Annotated in this window: 16 protein-coding genes; 7 read left to right on the top strand and 9 right to left on the bottom strand. The window is 68.5% G+C overall.

What is annotated here, in order from left to right:
- Positions 1-705: 705 nt before the first annotated feature.
- The 5 genes from hemL to C461_RS12430 all read right to left on the bottom strand — a co-directional run bounded on the left by hemL (position 706) and on the right by C461_RS12430 (position 6811).
- A complete protein-coding gene (hemL, locus tag C461_RS12450) occupies positions 706-2043 on the bottom strand; it encodes a glutamate-1-semialdehyde 2,1-aminomutase (protein ID WP_008001772.1) in 1338 nt (445 codons plus the stop codon).
- 219 nt (positions 2044-2262) lie between these two features.
- Positions 2263-3936: an ammonium transporter gene (locus C461_RS12445; protein ID WP_008001770.1), complete on the bottom strand. Its 1674-nt coding sequence runs from the start codon at positions 3934-3936 to the stop codon at positions 2263-2265.
- Positions 3937-4473: 537 nt separating this feature from the next.
- Entirely contained in the window at positions 4474-5505 is a 1032-nt protein-coding gene (gene radA, locus C461_RS12440; RefSeq protein WP_008001768.1) for a DNA repair and recombination protein RadA, read from the bottom strand.
- 232 nt (positions 5506-5737) lie between these two features.
- A complete protein-coding gene (locus tag C461_RS12435; RefSeq protein WP_008001766.1) occupies positions 5738-6238 on the bottom strand; it encodes a hypothetical protein in 501 nt (166 codons plus the stop codon).
- Positions 6239-6334: 96 nt separating this feature from the next.
- Positions 6335-6811, bottom strand: coding sequence for a DUF6789 family protein (locus tag C461_RS12430; RefSeq protein WP_049906642.1), 477 nt, complete (start codon positions 6809-6811; stop codon positions 6335-6337).
- A gap of 184 nt (positions 6812-6995) precedes the next feature.
- On the opposite strand from C461_RS12430, the gene C461_RS12425 reads away from it, so the two are divergent.
- A complete protein-coding gene (locus C461_RS12425) occupies positions 6996-9206 on the top strand; it encodes an ATP-dependent DNA helicase (RefSeq protein WP_008001763.1) in 2211 nt (736 codons plus the stop codon).
- 56 nt (positions 9207-9262) lie between these two features.
- On the opposite strand, the gene C461_RS12420 is transcribed toward C461_RS12425, so the two are convergent.
- Both C461_RS12420 and C461_RS12415 read right to left on the bottom strand, forming a co-directional pair.
- Entirely contained in the window at positions 9263-9622 is a 360-nt protein-coding gene (locus tag C461_RS12420) for a DUF7473 family protein (protein ID WP_008001761.1), read from the bottom strand.
- Between the two features lie 69 nt (positions 9623-9691).
- The gene (locus C461_RS12415; protein WP_008001758.1) at positions 9692-10249 is read right to left on the bottom strand and encodes a TATA-box-binding protein; all 558 of its coding nucleotides are present in this window, start codon (positions 10247-10249) and stop codon (positions 9692-9694) included.
- A gap of 86 nt (positions 10250-10335) precedes the next feature.
- Between C461_RS12415 and C461_RS12410 the strand changes: the two genes are divergently transcribed.
- From C461_RS12410 to rpiA, 3 genes are all read left to right on the top strand, one after another.
- A complete protein-coding gene (locus C461_RS12410) occupies positions 10336-11403 on the top strand; it encodes a THUMP domain-containing protein (protein ID WP_049906641.1) in 1068 nt (355 codons plus the stop codon).
- Between the two features lie 132 nt (positions 11404-11535).
- Positions 11536-12663 carry an ORC1-type DNA replication protein gene (locus C461_RS12405; RefSeq protein WP_008001754.1) on the top strand — a complete coding sequence of 376 codons (1128 nt, stop codon included), beginning with the start codon at positions 11536-11538 and terminating at the stop codon, positions 12661-12663.
- A 75-nt stretch (positions 12664-12738) separates the two neighbouring features.
- A complete protein-coding gene (rpiA, locus tag C461_RS12400; RefSeq protein ID WP_008001752.1) occupies positions 12739-13473 on the top strand; it encodes a ribose-5-phosphate isomerase RpiA in 735 nt (244 codons plus the stop codon).
- A 157-nt stretch (positions 13474-13630) separates the two neighbouring features.
- On the opposite strand, the gene C461_RS12395 is transcribed toward rpiA, so the two are convergent.
- Entirely contained in the window at positions 13631-13798 is a 168-nt protein-coding gene (locus C461_RS12395; protein ID WP_004267503.1) for a DUF1931 family protein, read from the bottom strand.
- A 235-nt stretch (positions 13799-14033) separates the two neighbouring features.
- Here C461_RS12395 and larB point away from each other — a divergent pair, with 235 nt between their 5' ends.
- From larB to C461_RS12385, 3 genes are all read left to right on the top strand, one after another.
- Positions 14034-14816: a nickel pincer cofactor biosynthesis protein LarB gene (gene larB, locus C461_RS12390; RefSeq protein ID WP_008001733.1), complete on the top strand. Its 783-nt coding sequence runs from the start codon at positions 14034-14036 to the stop codon at positions 14814-14816.
- A 124-nt stretch (positions 14817-14940) separates the two neighbouring features.
- Complete coding sequence (locus tag C461_RS15865; RefSeq protein ID WP_008001731.1) at positions 14941-15093, top strand: DUF7563 family protein; 153 nt, start codon at positions 14941-14943, stop codon at positions 15091-15093.
- A gap of 146 nt (positions 15094-15239) precedes the next feature.
- Entirely contained in the window at positions 15240-15494 is a 255-nt protein-coding gene (locus C461_RS12385) for a GIY-YIG nuclease family protein (protein ID WP_008001729.1), read from the top strand.
- Positions 15495-15547: 53 nt separating this feature from the next.
- Here C461_RS12385 and hisG read toward each other — a convergent pair whose 3' ends face one another.
- On the bottom strand, positions 15548-16438 hold the full coding sequence (gene hisG / locus C461_RS12380) for an ATP phosphoribosyltransferase (RefSeq protein WP_008001727.1): 891 nt from the start codon (positions 16436-16438) through the stop codon (positions 15548-15550).
- Between the last annotated feature and the right edge of the window lie 83 nt (positions 16439-16521).

The following is a 16521-nucleotide window of genomic DNA, read 5'->3' as shown; positions in this document are numbered from 1 at the left end:
CGGCGACGCTACGGACGGACGTAGCTGTCACTCTCGGAAACGGAACGGCGCGAACGCGACGAGGGATGAAGATTAGTGGCCTCGGGGGGCCGGTCGTCGCGTCGCGCCGGAAGCCGGTCGCGGCGGTCGGACGCCTCGTCGCGGTCGCGGGGCTCGTCGGCCTCGGAAGAGAGCGGCGTCGAGACGAGCCTCCGCGCGCATTACCACCATCTAGCCCGGTTTCGGTATAAAAATATTCCGCAATTCCGACGCGCTCGGCGGCGACGGCGCTTCATCCGCGACGTTGTGCGCTCGTTCGAGAGCGGGGCTGGGCGGATCAGTTCGTGGGGGTGGTCGTTTATAAGTGGCCAGTGTCGCTGTCGGCTGGGTATCATTCGTTGCTGGCGGGGTGAACGCCTCCAAAGCCCCGGCCGCACCACTGGAAGACGTTCCTGGTCGCTTCGCTGCGCGGGCTGCGACTTCCATGCTCCCGCTCGTTGCACTCGCGGGACCGCACCCGCAGCCTCACGCCTCCCCAGCCTCGTCGGCCGCCCTCCGCTTCGCTCCGGGCGACCGACTCCCTCGCGCTCGGTTCGCGCCGCGTCGCGGCGCTCACCGGAGCGCGCCACCGCAACACCTTTTTTATAAATAGCTGTCGCCGCCGCTCTCGGTTATTTATAAACAACGCCACCGCCGGCGGCCCGCAACACCCGCTCCCGTTCCCGGTCAGATCGCTTCTCGGTACGCGTCCAGCGTCCGCTCGACGTCCTCCTCGGTGTGCGCGTAGGAGGTGAACTGGCACTCGAACTGGTTCGCGGTGAGGAACACGCCGCGGTCTTTCATCTCCTGCCAGAACACGCGTTCCCAGCGGTCGGTGGCGGCGTCGGCCACGTCGGCGCCCGTCTTGGGGCAGGTGTCGTAGCGATCGCAGTCGGCGTTCTGTCGGCACCCGCCGGCACAGCAGGCGTCGACGTCGTCGGGCGCCTCGCGGGTGAAGATCGTCTTGAACATCGAGTCGGTGCCGACGACGGTGTACTCGGGGGCCCGCTCCGCGCAGATGTCGGTGATACCCTCGCGGAGCTGCCGCCCGAGGCGATTCACGTGCTCGTACACGCCGTTCTCGGCGGCGTACTCTAACCCGGCCTTCCCGGCGGCCATCGTCACGGGGTGCCCGGAGAACGTGCCGGACTGGAACACGTCGCCCGCGGGCGTGAACTCCTCGATGACGTCCGCTCGCCCGCCGATCGCGCCGACCGGGAAGCCGCCGCCGATGATCTTGCCGAACGTCGTCACGTCCGGGGTGACGCCGAACTTCGACTGCGCGCAGCCGAGGCCGCCGACCCGGAACCCGGTGATCACCTCGTCGAAGACCAAGAGAGCGCCGTGGTCGTCACACAGGTCCCGCAGCGTCTCGTGGTAGCCGTCGACGGGCATCACGATCCCCATGTTCGCGAGGATCGGCTCGACGAGGACGGCCGCGATGTCGTCGCCGTGCTCCGCGAACACGGCCTTGGCCGCGGCGGGGTCGTTGAACGGGATCGGGAGGGTGTGTTCGGCGAACGACTCGGGGATGCCCTTCGTCGAGGGGTGATGGTCCTCGGGCGACCCCTCCACGAGCGTCGACTCCTGTGCCCCGTGGTAGCCGCCCTGCATCACGACGACCTTGTCGCGACCGGTGTGGCCGCGGGCGAGCCGGACCGCCGAGACGGTCGCCTCCGTTCCCGAGTTGACGAACCGGATCGACTCGACGCTCGGGACGTGCCGCGCCACGAACTCCGCGTGCTCGACCTCGATCTCGGTCGGCGCGCCGTACATCGGCCCCGCGGCCGCGTGCGACTGGATCGCCGACTCGACCGGATCCGGGAGGTCGTGGCCGTACAGCAGCGGGCCGTACCCCATCACCCAGTCGACGTACCGGTTGCCGTCGGCGTCGATGACGTGGCCGCCGTCCCCGCGCTCGACGAAGAAGGGGTGCGGCATCGTCGCCCGGACCGAGGAGTTGACCCCGCCCGGCATGACCGACAGCGCGCGGTCGTACAGCCCGCGAGAGCGCTCGTGGTTCATACCCCGCGGTTGGGACGCAGGGGTGAAAGTAGTTGCCGACCCGGCGGCGGCGGTCGTTTCGTCGGTCTCGCGTCCCGCTGTCGACGTCGCGTCCCACTGCCGCCGCGCCGCCGCATCCCGCTGTCGCCGTCGCTCGGCGTGTCAAAAAAACAAGCGTCGAATGCGGTCGTTCGAAGTCGTTCACTCGCCGTTGCGGCGTCGAGCCGGTGCGAAGCCGACTTACACCGCCTCCGGGCCGGTCGCGCCGGTGCGGACCTGCATCGCGTCCTCGACGGGCAGGATGAACACCTTGCCGTCGCCGGGCTCGCCGGTCTTGGCGGCCCCGCTGATGGCCTCCGCGACCTCGTCGGCCGGGATGTCCGCGACCACGACCTCGATCTTCACCTTCTGGTGGAGGTCGACGGTGAACTCCTCGCCGCGCCACTGGCCCTTCTTGGCCGGCTGGCTGCCGCGACCGGAGACGTTGGTGACGGTGAGCGAGGGCGCGTTGATCTCCGCGAGCGCCTGCTTGATCGCACCGAGCTTGTCGGGGCGGACGACCGCGGTGACCATCTTGATCTCCGCGCCCGCCTCCTCGCCGCCGTCGGCGCGCGGGGAGCCCTCGGTGGTGTCGACGACGGCCAAGCCGCCGTCGGTCGCGACGTTCGCGCGGCCGAACTCGGGGTACGTCTCGACGCCGTGTTCGCTGACGTCGAGGCCGTCGCGCTCGTGGTCGGGGGTGACGCGGGCCTGACCGGCGGCCTTGAACGTGCCGAACACCACGACGGTCGCGACGACCGTCCACGCGGTGATGACGACGACGCCGATGACCTGCGAGACGAGCACGTCGACGGAGAAGCCGTTGACGCTGACGAACGGCAGCGCGAGCACGCCGATAACGCCCGCCGAGCCGTGCACGGGGAAGACCGCGCACACGTCGTCGATCTTCATCTTGTCCGAGACGAACTCGAACACCAGCGGGAGCTGGAGGCCGCAGACGAGCGCGACCAGGATGGCGCCCCACCAGGTGGCCAGGTCGGCGATCCCGGTGACCGCGACGAGGCCGGCGAGCACGCCGTTGGCGACGTAGAGGGTGTCGACCTTCTTCGTGAGGTACATCGAGCCGAGCGCCGCGCCGACGGCGCCGGCGCCCATGCCGAGCGTCGTCGTCAGCGCCACGCGGCCGACCACGGCGTAACCGCCGAGCGCGAGCTCGCCGGACTCGGTGACCGAGAACACGGTCGCGGTCGTACCGACGTTGAAGCCGTACCAGCCGAACGCCAGAATGAGGGTGCCGAGCACCGCGAACGTCATCGAGTGACCGGGGATGACGTTCGTGGTGCCGTCCTCGGCGTAGCGGTCCATGCGCGGCCCGAGCATGTACGCCGCGGTGAGGCCGGCGATACCGCCGACGCCGTGGACGATCATCCCGCCCGCGAAGTCGACGAAGCCGACGCCGGCGAGGAAGCCGCCGCCCCAGGTGATGCCCGCGACGACCGGGTAGATGACCGCCGAGATGGCGATCGTGTACGCCACGTACGCGCGGAGCTTCGCGCGACCGGCGACCGCGCCGGAGACGATCGTCGCCGCCGTCATCGCGAAGACGGCACCGAACAGCCAGCTGTTGATCCAATCGCCGTCGGCGAGCGCGGACGCCGGCGAGAAGCCGCCACCGCCGGCGACGCCTTCGATGCCGAAACCGACCAGGAAGTACACGAGGATGCCGATACCCCAGGTGAGCAGGTTCTTGGTGAGCTGGTTCGCGACGTTCTTCGCACGCACCTGCCCCGCCTCGAGCATCGCGAAGCCGGCGTGCATGAAGAAGATCAGGAAACAGACCACGGCGACCCACATCAGGTTCACCCCTTCGGCGATCACGCTCGGATCCACGGTCGCGAGCACGCCGGCCGTCACGCCGACACCACCTCAACTGAACATACGTCTTCCAGACAGCGCGTTTCGTTCGTGTTCATGTGCTGAATCACGTATCAACCGCGGGGAATGAGAATATATAAACGTTCGAGTTGGGTTTCACAAAAAAGACCTTTGATAATACGACGGTTGTCAGATATAAGGACGCATCTATGGTGTATAAGGTCGTTCTCTCGACGATACCTCGGCAATTGTTGCACTAGAACCGATCAGACGTGTTGGCTCGATATCGTCAATACCTGCCGGATCGGCCGAAACTGGCCCGCAGTCCGTCGGGCGCGGCGGTTCTCGGTGATTTTTGCCGCCGAACCGTCCGTCCGATTCTCACCTTACGGCCTGAAACAATCGAAATCAGTCGTTCTGGCGGATCTGGGCGGATATTGACGTTCGTACACCCGGCGCGCAGCCGTGCAGTCGCTCGTCGATCGCGGTCGCCACGCCGACTCGTCTCACGGCGACGGTCGAAAAGAAAAATCTGAGACCCGGATCGACGCCGACTACTCCGGGACTACTCCGGGACTACTCCGGTTTCAGTCCCTCGCCCTGGACGCGCATCACGGCCTCGCCGTCGGCGAGGTTCGGCGCGTCGACGAGCCGGACGATCCGCTTGTCGCCCTTCGATTTCCGGAGGTACATCCGGAACGTGGAGGCGTGACCGAGGATGTTGCCGCCGATCGCCTGCGTCGGGTCGCCGAAGTAGGAGTCGGGGTTCGACGCGACCTGATTCGTGACGAGGATGGCGGTGTTGAACAGGTCGCCGATCCGCATCAGGTCGTGGAGGTGCTTGTTGAGCTTCTGCTGGCGGTCGGCGAGCTCGCCCCGGCCGACGTACTCGGCGCGGAAGTGGGCGGTCAGCGAGTCGACGCAGACGATTCGGATGGGCCACTCTCCCTCCTCGTGCTCGCCGGCGAGCTCTTTGGCCTTCTCGGCCAGCAGGATCTGGTGGTTGGAGTTGAACGCCTTCGCGACGTGGATCTGGTCTAAGAACGCCCCGACGAGTTCCTCCATCGCCTCCTCGTTGTTCGGGGTCCCTTCGATCTCGCGCCGCTCCATCTCGTCGGCGAGGATCTCGTCGTCGAGCCCGCGGACCATGTCGTCGATCCGCTCCGGGCGGAACGTGTCCTCGGAGTCGACGAAGATACATCCGCCGTCGAGGCCGCCGTGCTCCGCCGGGAGCTGGACGTTGACGGCCATCTGGTGGGTCACCTGCGACTTCCCGGACCCGAACTCACCGTACACTTCGGTGATCGACTGCGTTTCGATGCCGCCGCCGAGCAGGTCGTCGACCTCGTCGATCTGCCAGGAGAGCTTCCCGATCTCCTCGCGTCGTTCGAGGACGGTCGCACCCGTCTCGAAGCCGCCGACGTCCGCGGCGTCACGGGCGGCGTTGATGATGTCGGCGGCCGACGATTCGCCGATGTCGGCGGTGTTCGACATCTCGCCGGGGCTCGCAACGGCGATCGACTGATAGCTTTCGAACCCGTTCTCGACGAGTTTGTCCGCGGTGGCGGGGCCGACTCCGGGGAGGTCCTCGAGTTCGTCTTCAGGCATGTACCCGCTCCTTGTTCGGCATCGGGTATAAAGTCTGGTTTACACCCGAGTGAAAGTGAAACTCCGGCGCGCGGGCGTTCCGGAATGGCTCGGCTCTGTATATAAGGGTCCACGGCGATATCGCGAACCGAATCGCCGGTGAAACTGAACGCGGTGCACGACCGTCGTCGCAGGAGTTGCCACAGAGGTGTTGCCGCGGGAACGCCGCCTCGGGACGGCCGATTCGGGCCGCTCAGAACCCGACGCGCCGGACGTAGTCGAGATCGCGGATCTCGACGAGCAGGTCGCCCGGGAGCTCGGTGTCAGTGATCACGTACAGCTTCGGGTCGTCGGTGAACTCGGGGTCCTCGCTCAGCACTTGGCGGATCGAGACGTCGTGGTCGGCCAAGATTCCGGTCCCCTCGGCGACGATCCCGGCCTCGTCGGCGGCCGCGACCTCGATCGTGAGCACCGTGAGATCGAGGACGGGAGCCAGGTCCATCAGACTCGGCACCGACGAGATGTTGGTGAAGATGCGCTTCAGGTCGGGGTCGGCCAGGATGGCGTCGGTCGTCGAGTCGACGACTCGGCGGTCGACGTCGAGCTCGCGCGCGATCCCGGTGTACGGGATCTCGATCCCGCCGGAGACGACGCGCCCCTCCTCGTTGACCGAGAAGCCGCGCTCTAAGAACAGTCTGATCACGGCCTGTTGGCTGGGGGACCCCTCGAACTTCTCGAGGATCTCGTCGAACATTCGTTACGGGACTCCTCGCGGGCCGCCATTAAAAAGGAAGGTGAGAGCGAACCGTCGCTGCTCGGCGTCGGGAACGGCTCTCGTCGGTCGGACCGTCTATTCGACGAGTCCGGCGTACACGGCGCCGAGCACGACCCCGTACAGGAGGTGTCCGACCGCGCTCAGCAGTCCGATGTTGGGAAACGGCGGGTTCGCCGGCGAGCCGACGGCCGGGAGCCAGATCGGCATCACGATCACGGCGAGGACGAGCCAGACGAGCAGCCCGTACGCGGCACCCGCGGCCGCCGCCGCTCCGACGCTCCTACCGAGTGCCGGCTTCGCCGTGAGCAGGGCCGCGAACCCGACGCCGATCACCGCGCCGTGGGACATGTGGATCACCCACCCGACGAACGGCGCCTCCGGCGGTGCGAGCCCGTACATCGACGGGATCACGATCTCCAACATCGGGTCGGGGATGAGAAACGCCATCACGAGCCCGAAGACGACGCTCCCGGCGAGCCCTCCGGCCACGCCCCCTCTCCAACTCCCGGCTTCGGTCGATACGCCCGTCGTTGTCGCTGTTTCTGTCGCCATGGCTCTCTCATGGACCGAATACCGGTAATAATTGCTGGCACAATGCGTTCACATTGCACATGCCCAGAATACCTAAATAGATTGAAACCATTACCACGGCGATCGCCGCCGGTTCTCTGCGGTCGTCGTCGGCTCCCGCCACACCACCCAACCCCTTTTAGCCGGTGGCGCCGAACCCCGTCTCGTGTCAGAGTCGTCGCACCTGCGGTTCTTCCCCTACGAGGAACCGTACCCGAACCAGCGCGAGGCGATGGACAGGATCGCCAACGCGTTAGACCGGGGCCAGGACGTGCTGTTCGAGGGCGCGCCGGGGACCGGAAAGACCCTCTCCGCGCTCGTTCCCGCGCTCGAACACGCCCGCGAGCACGACCGCACGGTCGTCATCACGACCAACGTCCACCAGCAGATGCGACAGTTCGTCGAGGACGCGCGCGCGATCACCCGAACCGAGCCCATCCGCGCGGTCGTCTTCCGGGGAAAATCGTCGATGTGCCACATCGACGTCGACTACCAAGAGTGTCAGACGCTCAGAGACACCACCCGCGAGGTGGTCGAGACGGAAAGCGAGGTCCGCGAACTGGAGACGCGCCAGCGCGAACTGCTCGCCGAGAGCCGCGAGGGCGACGCCGGCGCGGCGGAGGCTCGCGAGGCGATCATGGACGAGCTCGACGATCTGGAGGCCGAAATCGACGAGTACGAGACGGCGAACGTTTGCGCGCACTACCGGAACAACCTCGTGGAGGACACCGGGGAGTTCTTCGGCTGGCTCTTCGAGGACGTCCGCACCCCCGACGACGTGTACGCGTACGCGGACGAGCGAGAGCTGTGCGGCTACGAGCTGCTCAAGGAGGGGATGGAGGGCGTCGATCTGGTCGTCTGTAACTACCACCACCTGCTGAATCCCCAGATCAGAGAGCAGTTCTTCCGCTGGATCGACCGCGACCCCTCCGAGATAATCACCGTCTTCGACGAGGCCCACAACATCGAGGACGCCGCCCGCGACCACGCCACCCGCACCCTCACCGAGAACACGCTCGACGCCGCCGTCGAAGAGCTCGCCGACAGCGACGACTCGCGCGCCGAGGCCGCTGGAAACGTCGTGCGCGCGTTCCGCGACGCCCTCGTCGACACGTACGACGACGCACTCGGCTTCGGCGCCCACGAGGGCGTCGGAGAGAACTGGGAGGACCTCTCCATCGCCAACGACGACCGTCGTGACGACCTCACGCTCGCGTTCCTCGACCGCTACGAGGGGAAGGGAATCGACACGGAGACGGAGCTCGCGGTCCAACTCGGACAGGCGCTCGACGAGGAGTACGAGCGCCGCTACCGCGACGGCGAGACGACCACCCGGACGGAGTGTCAGACCCTGCAGGTCGCCCGGTTCGTCTCGACGTGGATGGACGAGGGGACGGCGCTCGGGCAGTACCCGGTCGTCTCCGTGCGTCGCGACGGCGGCACCGACGAGGTGTACGGACGCGCGGAGCTGTACACGTGTATCCCGCGACGCGTCACGGAGGAGCTGTTCGACGAGGTGGCCGCGAGCGTGCTGATGAGCGCGACGCTCCGCCCCTTCGACGTGACTTCGGACGTGCTCGGGCTGGAGGACGTGGCGTCGCTCGCGTACGGGATGGCGTACCCCGAGGAGAACCGCCGGACGTTCGCGGTCGACACGCCCCCGCTGTTCGCCTCGGAGCGAAACGACCCGGAGACACAGGAGACGGTGTCGTCGCTGCTCCGCGACGCGATCCGCTTCACCCCGGGCAACACGCTCGCATTTTTCCCCTCGTACGCCGAGGCCGAGCGCTACTACGAGCGACTCGGCGGCTCGACGGGCGAGGACGGCGCGGGCGGCGGGCTCGCTGGCGCGGGCCTCGGACGGCTCTACCTGGACGGGTCCGGCGAAGACGAAGCGGAACTGCGCCGGCGGTTCGTCGAGCGCGACGACGCCACCCTGTTCACCTCCCTGTGGGGGACGCTCGCGGAGGGTGTGAGCTTCGACGACGACGACGCTCGGACGGTCATCGTCGTCGGCGTCCCGTATCCGCACCTCTCGGACCGCATGGAGGCGGTCCAAGCGGCGTACGACCGGACCTTCTCCGACCGCGACCGCTCCCGCGATCCCGGCTGGTCGTACGCCGTCGAGATCCCGACGATTCGGAAGACGCGACAGGCGCTCGGGCGCGTCATCCGCGGCCCCGACGACTTCGGCGTCCGCATCCTCGCGGACCGGCGGTACACGGCGGCGGACATGGGGAAGTACTCGGTCCGAGGGGCCTTCCCGCCCGAGGAGCGCGCGGAGCTGCTCGATATCGACCCCGAGAAGCTGAAGTTCGCGATGCTGAACTTCTACGGCGACCACGACGCCTACGACGGCGCGCCGCCGGAGCCGTGAGCGACCGCGCGTCGCCGGAGCCGTGACCGACCGACCCCGCGCCGCCGCGCTCCGATCTACGCCGGGCGCGCCGCGAGCAACACCGCGATTCCGAGCAGTACGATCCCGAGAAGCGTCGTGATCACCGCGTGGATGAGCGTCATTCCGACGACGACGCGGCGCGGTTGGTCGTAGCTCCACGCGAACATGGCCCCGTCGACCAGTAACGCCGCGGGGACGAGTAGCGCTTCGGAGACGGAGAACGCACCGCCGACGACGCCGATGATCGCCGGGAGCGGGCCGACGTAGAGTGCCCGCCGAGGGTCGACGTCACCGAGGACGTTCCGCGCGGCGAGGTGCGCGGTCACGGAGAGGAACAGCGCGAACGCGACGGTCGTCCCGAGCACCGAGACCGGTGTCACCGTCTGTAAGAGCATGGTCGACGTACGGCTCGGCGGGTAAAAGTGGTCGCGAAATCGAGCCGACGGGTGCCGGCCCGCGGGGAGTCAGCCCAGCAGTCCGAGCCCGGTCAGCTCCTCGACGATCACGTCGACGGCGGCGGCCGCGTCGTCCGGCGTCGTGCCGCCGGTGACGACGAGCTTTCCGCTGCCGAACAACAGCGCAACCACGTCGGGCTCGTCGAGTCGATAGACGAGTCCGGGGAACTGCTCCGGCTCGTACTCGATGTGTTCGAGCCCGAGCCCGATCGCGATCGCGTTGAGGTTGAGGCTCTCGCCGAGGTCCGCGGAGGTGACGATGTTCTGGACCGTGATCTCCGGGTCGTCGATCGGGATCTGGAGCGCGCGGAGCTCGTCGAAGACGATAGCGAGGCTCTCGTGGACGGCGTCGATCGAGCTGGCGCCGGTACAGACGATCTTTCCGGAACGGAAGATCAGCGCGGCCGACTTCGGGTCCGTGGTGCGGTAGACGAGGCCGGGAAACTGCTCGGGGTCGTAGTCGGCGCCTTCCAGGTCCATCGCGACGCTCTGGAGATCGAGCTCCTGTCCGATCCCCGTCGACGCGACGACGTTCTCTATCGTGATCGTCTCCTTCGGATCGGCCATCTATACGTCATCGTCACTTGAAAGAGATAAAAAGGTGGTTGGTCGGAACCGCTATCCTCTTGCGACCCGGCGCCGGATCCCGGGTCGTGTACTGGCTCGAACTCGCCGGCGAAGAAGACGCGTTCGCCGCCGCCGAGGCGGCGACCGCTGCCGCCGGCGTCACCCTCCTCGCCCCGGGTGTCGCGGGCGCCGGGAGTATCGACGGCGCGGCGATACCCCGCCTCGCGTATACCCGCGCCGCCCACGAGGCGCTCGCCCGAACCGACGCGGCCGTCGACGCCGCGGTCGCCGCGCTCGAGGCCGCCCCGCTCGACCGCACCGGAACCGTCGCGGTCCGCGCCCGAAACGTCCGGAACACGACCGACGTCTCGACGAGCGCGGCCGAGCGCGAACTCGGCGGCGTCCTCGTCGACCGCGGGTTCGACGTCGACCTCGACGACCCCGACCACGTCCTCCGGGCGCTGTTCGCCGCGGGCGAGCGCACCGCCCACGACGCGGTCGACGGCGCCGACGGCGGGGAAGCCTCGGTCTGCACGCTCGGGTGGGTCGCCGCCGAGGGCGCCCGCGACTTCGCGCCGAAGCCGACCGACCGCCCGTTCTTCCAGCCCGGGAGCATGGCGCCGGCCGACGCCCGCGCGTACGTGAACCTCGCGGGCGCGGCGCCCGGTCGCACCCTGTTGGACCCGATGTGCGGCACCGGTGGGCTCCCGCTGGAGGCCGGCCTCGTCGGCGCCGACGCGATCGCGTGCGACGCGCAGCGGAAGATGGTTCGCGGGACGCGCGAGAACCTCCGTGAGTACGTCGACGCGACCGCCGACGCCCCGGACTGGCACGTCCTCCGGGGCGACGCGACGGCCCTCCCGTTCCGTGACGACGCGGCCGACGGGGTCGCCTTCGACGCGCCCTACGGTCGGCAGTCGAAGATCGCCCGTCACGAACTCGCAGATCTCGTCTCGGGCGCGCTCGCGGAGGCCGAACGCGTCGCGCCCCGCGCCGTCGTGGTCGCCGATCGCGATTGGCGTCGCGAGGCCCGCGCGGCCGGGTGGGCGGTCGCCGCCGCCTTCGAACGCCGGGTTCACCGATCGCTGACGCGACACGTGCTCGTTCTCGACGGACGCGCCGGTCGGCACGGCGCCGTCACGGACCGCGACTGAGCCGCTCGCAAGACGATTCTGGAGTGGACGATCGATCGGCGAAACCGCCGTCGAACGGGCGTTACACCTCCTGTTTCACTTTCGCCGTCCCCGCGGGCAACGGTTAAGTGGACGGCCTGTCGTGGTTTGCACATGACCGGGGACGCCGGCGGCGACATGCTCTCGTGGGACGAGTCGGTGTTCCGCGACGAGTCGGTGTTCGAAATCGACCACGTCCCCGAGACGTTCCGCCACCGCGAGAGCCAGCTGGAGAGCTTGAAGTACGCGCTCCGCCCCGCCGTCCGCGGCTCTCGCCCGCTCAACACGATGGTCCGTGGCCCGCCGGGGACCGGAAAGACGACCGCGGTCCAGAAGCTGTTCGGGGAGCTCGGCGCGCGCACCGACGTCCGGACGGTCCGCGTCAACTGCCAGGTCGACTCGACGCGGTACGCCGTCTTCTCGCGGCTGTTCGAGGGGATATTCGACTACGAACCGCCCTCCTCCGGGATCTCGTTTAAAAAGCTCTTCGGCCAGATCACCGACCGGCTCGTCGAGGAGGACGACGTGCTCGTCGTCGCCCTCGACGACGTGAACTACCTCTTTTACGAGAACGAGGCCTCCGACACCCTCTACTCGCTGTTGCGCGCCCACGAGGCGCACTCCGGCGCGAAGATCGGCGTCATCGTCGTCTCCTCCGATCTGGGCCTCGACGTGATCGACGACCTCGACACCCGCGTGCAGTCGGTGTTCCGCCCGGAGGAGGTGTACTTCCCCGTCTACGACGCCACCGAGATCTACGATATCCTCTTCGAACGCGCGAAACGCGGCTTCCACGACGGCGTGATCGGTGACCCCGAACTGGAGCGCGTCGCGGACCTCACCGCCGACAGCGGCGACCTCCGCGTCGGCATCGACTTGCTCCGCCGGGCCGGACTGAACGCGGAGATGCGCGCCTCGAAGACGATCGCCAAGGAGGACGTCGAATCCGCCTACGACAAGTCGAAGCACGTCCACCTCTCGCGATCGCTGCGGGGCCTCTCCGACTCCGAGCGCGCCCTCGTCCGGGTGCTCGCGTCCAACGACGGCGAGCGCGCCGGGACGGTGTACGAGGCGTTCCACGACGAGACCGGTCTCGGCTACACCCGTTACTCCGAGATCATCAACAAGCTCGACCAGCTCGGCGTGATCGACGCCGAGTACGCCGACGTCGAGGGGCGCGGACGCTCCCGCGAGCTCTCCTTGGCGTACGACTCGACGGCCGTGCTCGACCGACTGGAGTGAGGGCCGCTCGGACTGACGCCCCGCCGGTGCTCGCGACGCCGACGCCTTTTCAATCCACCCCGTCCAGTCGACGGTATGAAAACGAGCGGCGGGAGCGACGCGGCGAAGCGACGCGCCGGCGAGTCGGCGGCCGGGACGGTCGACGACGGCGACGTCGTCGGGCTCGGGACGGGCTCGACGGCGGCACACGCGATCAGACGGCTGGGAGAACGGGTCGACGCCGGCCTCGATATCCGCGGCGTGGCGACCTCGTTCGCGAGCCGCGAGCTCGCGATCGAGTGCGGTATCCCGCTCCTCGATCTCGACGAGGCCGTCGGCGCCGACGCGCCCGGAATCGACCTCGCGATCGACGGGGCGGATCAAGTCGCGGTCGGCGGCACCGGCGACGCCGGCGACTCGTTCGCGCCCGCCCTTATCAAGGGAGGCGGCGCGGCCCACGCCCGCGAGAAGCTGGTCGACGCGACCGCCGATCGGTTCCTCGTCGTCGCCGACCCCTCGAAAGAGGCCGCCGTGCTCGACAGGGCGGTCCCCGTCGAGGTGCTCGCGAGCGGTCGGTCGGTCGTCGCCGAGGCGGTGCGAGCGGTCGGTGGTGAGCCGACCCTGCGGCGCGCAGAGCGGAAGGACGGACCGGTCGTCACCGACAACGGGAACCTCGTGCTCGACTGCGCGTTCGGCGACATTCCGGAGCCGGCCGCGCTGGCGACGACGCTGTCGACGACCCCGGGCGTCGTCGAACACGGGATCTTCGTCGACCTCGCAGACGAGGTCCACGTCGGGACGACGTCGGACGTTCGAGTGCTTACGCGCTGATTCTGTCGGCAGCGGCGGTTCTCCGGTGACTCATTGGGCGGCTCCTCGGTGGTTCCTACCAGCGGCTCCTCGGTGAGTCCTCGGTGTCTCACTCGGCGAACGCGTCGCTCGCCGATCGGCGGTCGGTCAAAAAATCGGAACGGGGGTCGCGTCCGTCTTAGAGGTCGCGAGGCTGGACCGTCTTCCGGTCGTTGGCCTCGGCGCGGCGCGCGGCGTCTTCGAGCAGCTCGTCCACTTCTTCGTCCAGCGCGTCGTAGAAGTCCGAAGCAACGTTCTTGTCGTCCAGGGCTTCCTTGACGGCCGCTTTGACAATAAGGTCTGCCATGCGATCGGGAATATCCGTCGACAGTTAATAAGAGTTCCTGAATTCGACCGCGAGGAGCGTCGTGCGTGCCGTTCGCGAGGGGGTGCCGGAACGCTCACTTATAAACTTTGTGAGAGAGCCGGACGATCCCGGGTCGTCACCGCCGCGAGTGGCGACTCGGACCCGGTCGTCGTCTCGGACCCGGTCGTCGTCTCGGACCGATAGGTACGACTCCGTTCGACCCCGACGGTCCGGCATGCGCGACACGCTCGAAGCACTCGACGCGGGCGAAATCGGCGTTTCGGAGGCGGAATCGCGGCTCGCGGGTTACGCGACGACGGCGGCCGGCCGGTTCGACGCCGCCCGCGAGCGACGGCGCGGGATCCCCGAGGCGATACTCGCGGAGGGGAAGACGCCGGCCGAGGTCGCGGCGCTGACGACGACCGCGGTCGAAACGACGGGGCGCGCGCTCGTCACCCGGGCGGACGCCGACGACGCGGCCGCGGTCCGGACGGCGTTCACGGCGGGTCCCGACGCCGACGACGAACTGAGCGCGGCCGTCGACCACGACGAGCGAACCCGGACCGTCGTCGTCCACGGCGACGAGTTCACGCCTCCGTCGCTCGACGCGACCGTGGCGGTCGTCGCCGCCGGCACCGCGGACGCGGCGGTCGCCGGCGAGGCCGCGATCGTCGCCCGGGAGATCGGCGCGACGGTCGACCGCGTCGACGACGTGGGCGTCGCGAACCTCGACCGCATCCTCGACCAGCGCGACCGGATCGCCGAGGCGGACGTCGTCGTCGTCGCCGCCGGTCGCGAGGGGGCGCTCTCGACGGTCGTCGCCGGGCTCGTCGACGCGCCGGTCATCGCGCTCCCGGTCTCGACGGGGTACGGCGTCGGCGGCGAGGGAGTCGCGGCGCTGCAGGGCGCGCTCCAGTCCTGTTCGGTGCTCACGGCGGTGAACGTCGACGCCGGGTTCGTCGCCGGCGCGCAGGCCGGTCTGATCGCCCGCGCTGTCGACGCGGCGCGGCGCGACTGATCCCAGCTACGGCGCTGTTTCCCGGTGACGGTTTATAAGGTGTTTTCCGGAAGCTGGTGGGGGTGAGAAAGGGTATTTGTTCGTCGAGTCCCTACTGATATTTGCCGGTGAATACCGGTACCAAATGCCACGCTGTGACCACTGCGGATCGCACGTCTCGGACCGCTTCGCGCGCGTGTTCTCCGACGAGCACGGCACCCTGCGCGCCTGTCCGGACTGCTCCGCGAACGCGGGAATCGCCGAGGTCTCTCGGGAGCGCGGCCGCACTGGGGACTGACCCGCACCGGAGATCGACCGGCGGTCCCCGCCGACAGCCACTCCGCCGACAGCCACTCCGCCGACAGCCACCTCGCCACCGATCATCCTGCCAGTAGCCACTCCGCGACCGGCAGCTATTCGTCGCCCGCGAGCCGATCCCCGGCCGTGTCCGATCGGGCCCACCACGTGTACGTCATCGAGTGCGCCGACGGGTCCCTCTACACCGGCTACACCGTCGACGTGGAGCGCCGCGTCGCGGAACACGACGCCGGCGAGGGGGCCAAGTACACCCGCGGCCGAACCCCGGTGACGCTGCGGCACGTCGAATCGTTCGACTCGAAGTCGGCGGCGATGTCGCGCGAGTACGCGATCAAGTCGCTGACGCGCACCCAAAAGGAGCGACTGGTCGGCGAGGAGTGACCCGCGAGTCGGGTCCGTGAGACGCACTTCGGTTCCCGAGTCGGACTCCCGGCCTATTCGACGAGCCGTTCGATCTCCGTGACGAGGATCCCGCTCGCACCGACCGTCTTCAGTTCCGATATCGTCGCGAACACGTCGCGCTCCTCGACGACGGCGTGGACCGCGACCATCCCGTTGCCGTTCTCGTCGGCCTCCACGTCCATCACGGTCGGGCCGCCGAGTCCGGGGATCACGTCTTTCACCGCGTCTAGTCGGTCCTTGGGCGCGTTCATCATCAGGTAGCGGCGGCCGTCGGCCGCGAGCACGGACTCGAAGGCGGTCCGCACCTGCTCGACCTTCGGGTCGTCGACGACGTCCGGGCGCGCGAACAGTCGCACCGAGGAGTCGAGCACGTCGTCGATCACGGCGAGCCGGTTCACCTTCAGCGTCGTCCCCGTCGAGGTGATGTCCACGATGGCGTCGGCCATGTCGACGTGCGGGGTCAGCTCGGTCGCACCGGTCACGGTGACCACGTCGGCGTCGACCCCCACCCGGTCGAGGTAGTCACGGGTGATCCCCGGGAACTCGGTGGCGATGGTGCCGCCCGCGAGGTCCTCTACCGCCGAGATGTCGCCGTCCTCCGGCGCCGCGAGGACGAGCTTACAGGAGCCGTACCCCAAGTCGAGCAGGTCGACGAGGTCGTCGTCGCCCGCGGCGGTGGCGGAGTCGGCGACGCCGCCGGACTCCGCGGCCTGATCGAGGCCGGTGATCCCGATGTCTGCCGCACCGTCTCGGACGTACTCGGGGATGTCGGCCGCCCGCGCGAAGAGGATCGACACGTCGGGGTCGACGGTGTCGGCGTACAGCTGGCGGTCGGCGGTCTCCTCGATGTGGAGCCCGGCGCGTTCGAGAAGCGAGAGCGTCGGATCGTGCAGGCGGCCCTTGTTGGGGACGGCGATGCGCATACCTCGACGGTCGCGGGGCGACGGGGAAACGTTTTCGTCCGGCCGACGGTCGGTTTCCGCTGACCCGTCCCGCCGCGCCGCTC

It is taken from the genome of Halorubrum aidingense JCM 13560 (genome assembly GCF_000336995.1).
GTDB lineage: Archaea > Halobacteriota > Halobacteria > Halobacteriales > Haloferacaceae > Halorubrum > Halorubrum aidingense.
This window is presented reverse-complemented; position numbering and strand designations above follow the sequence as displayed.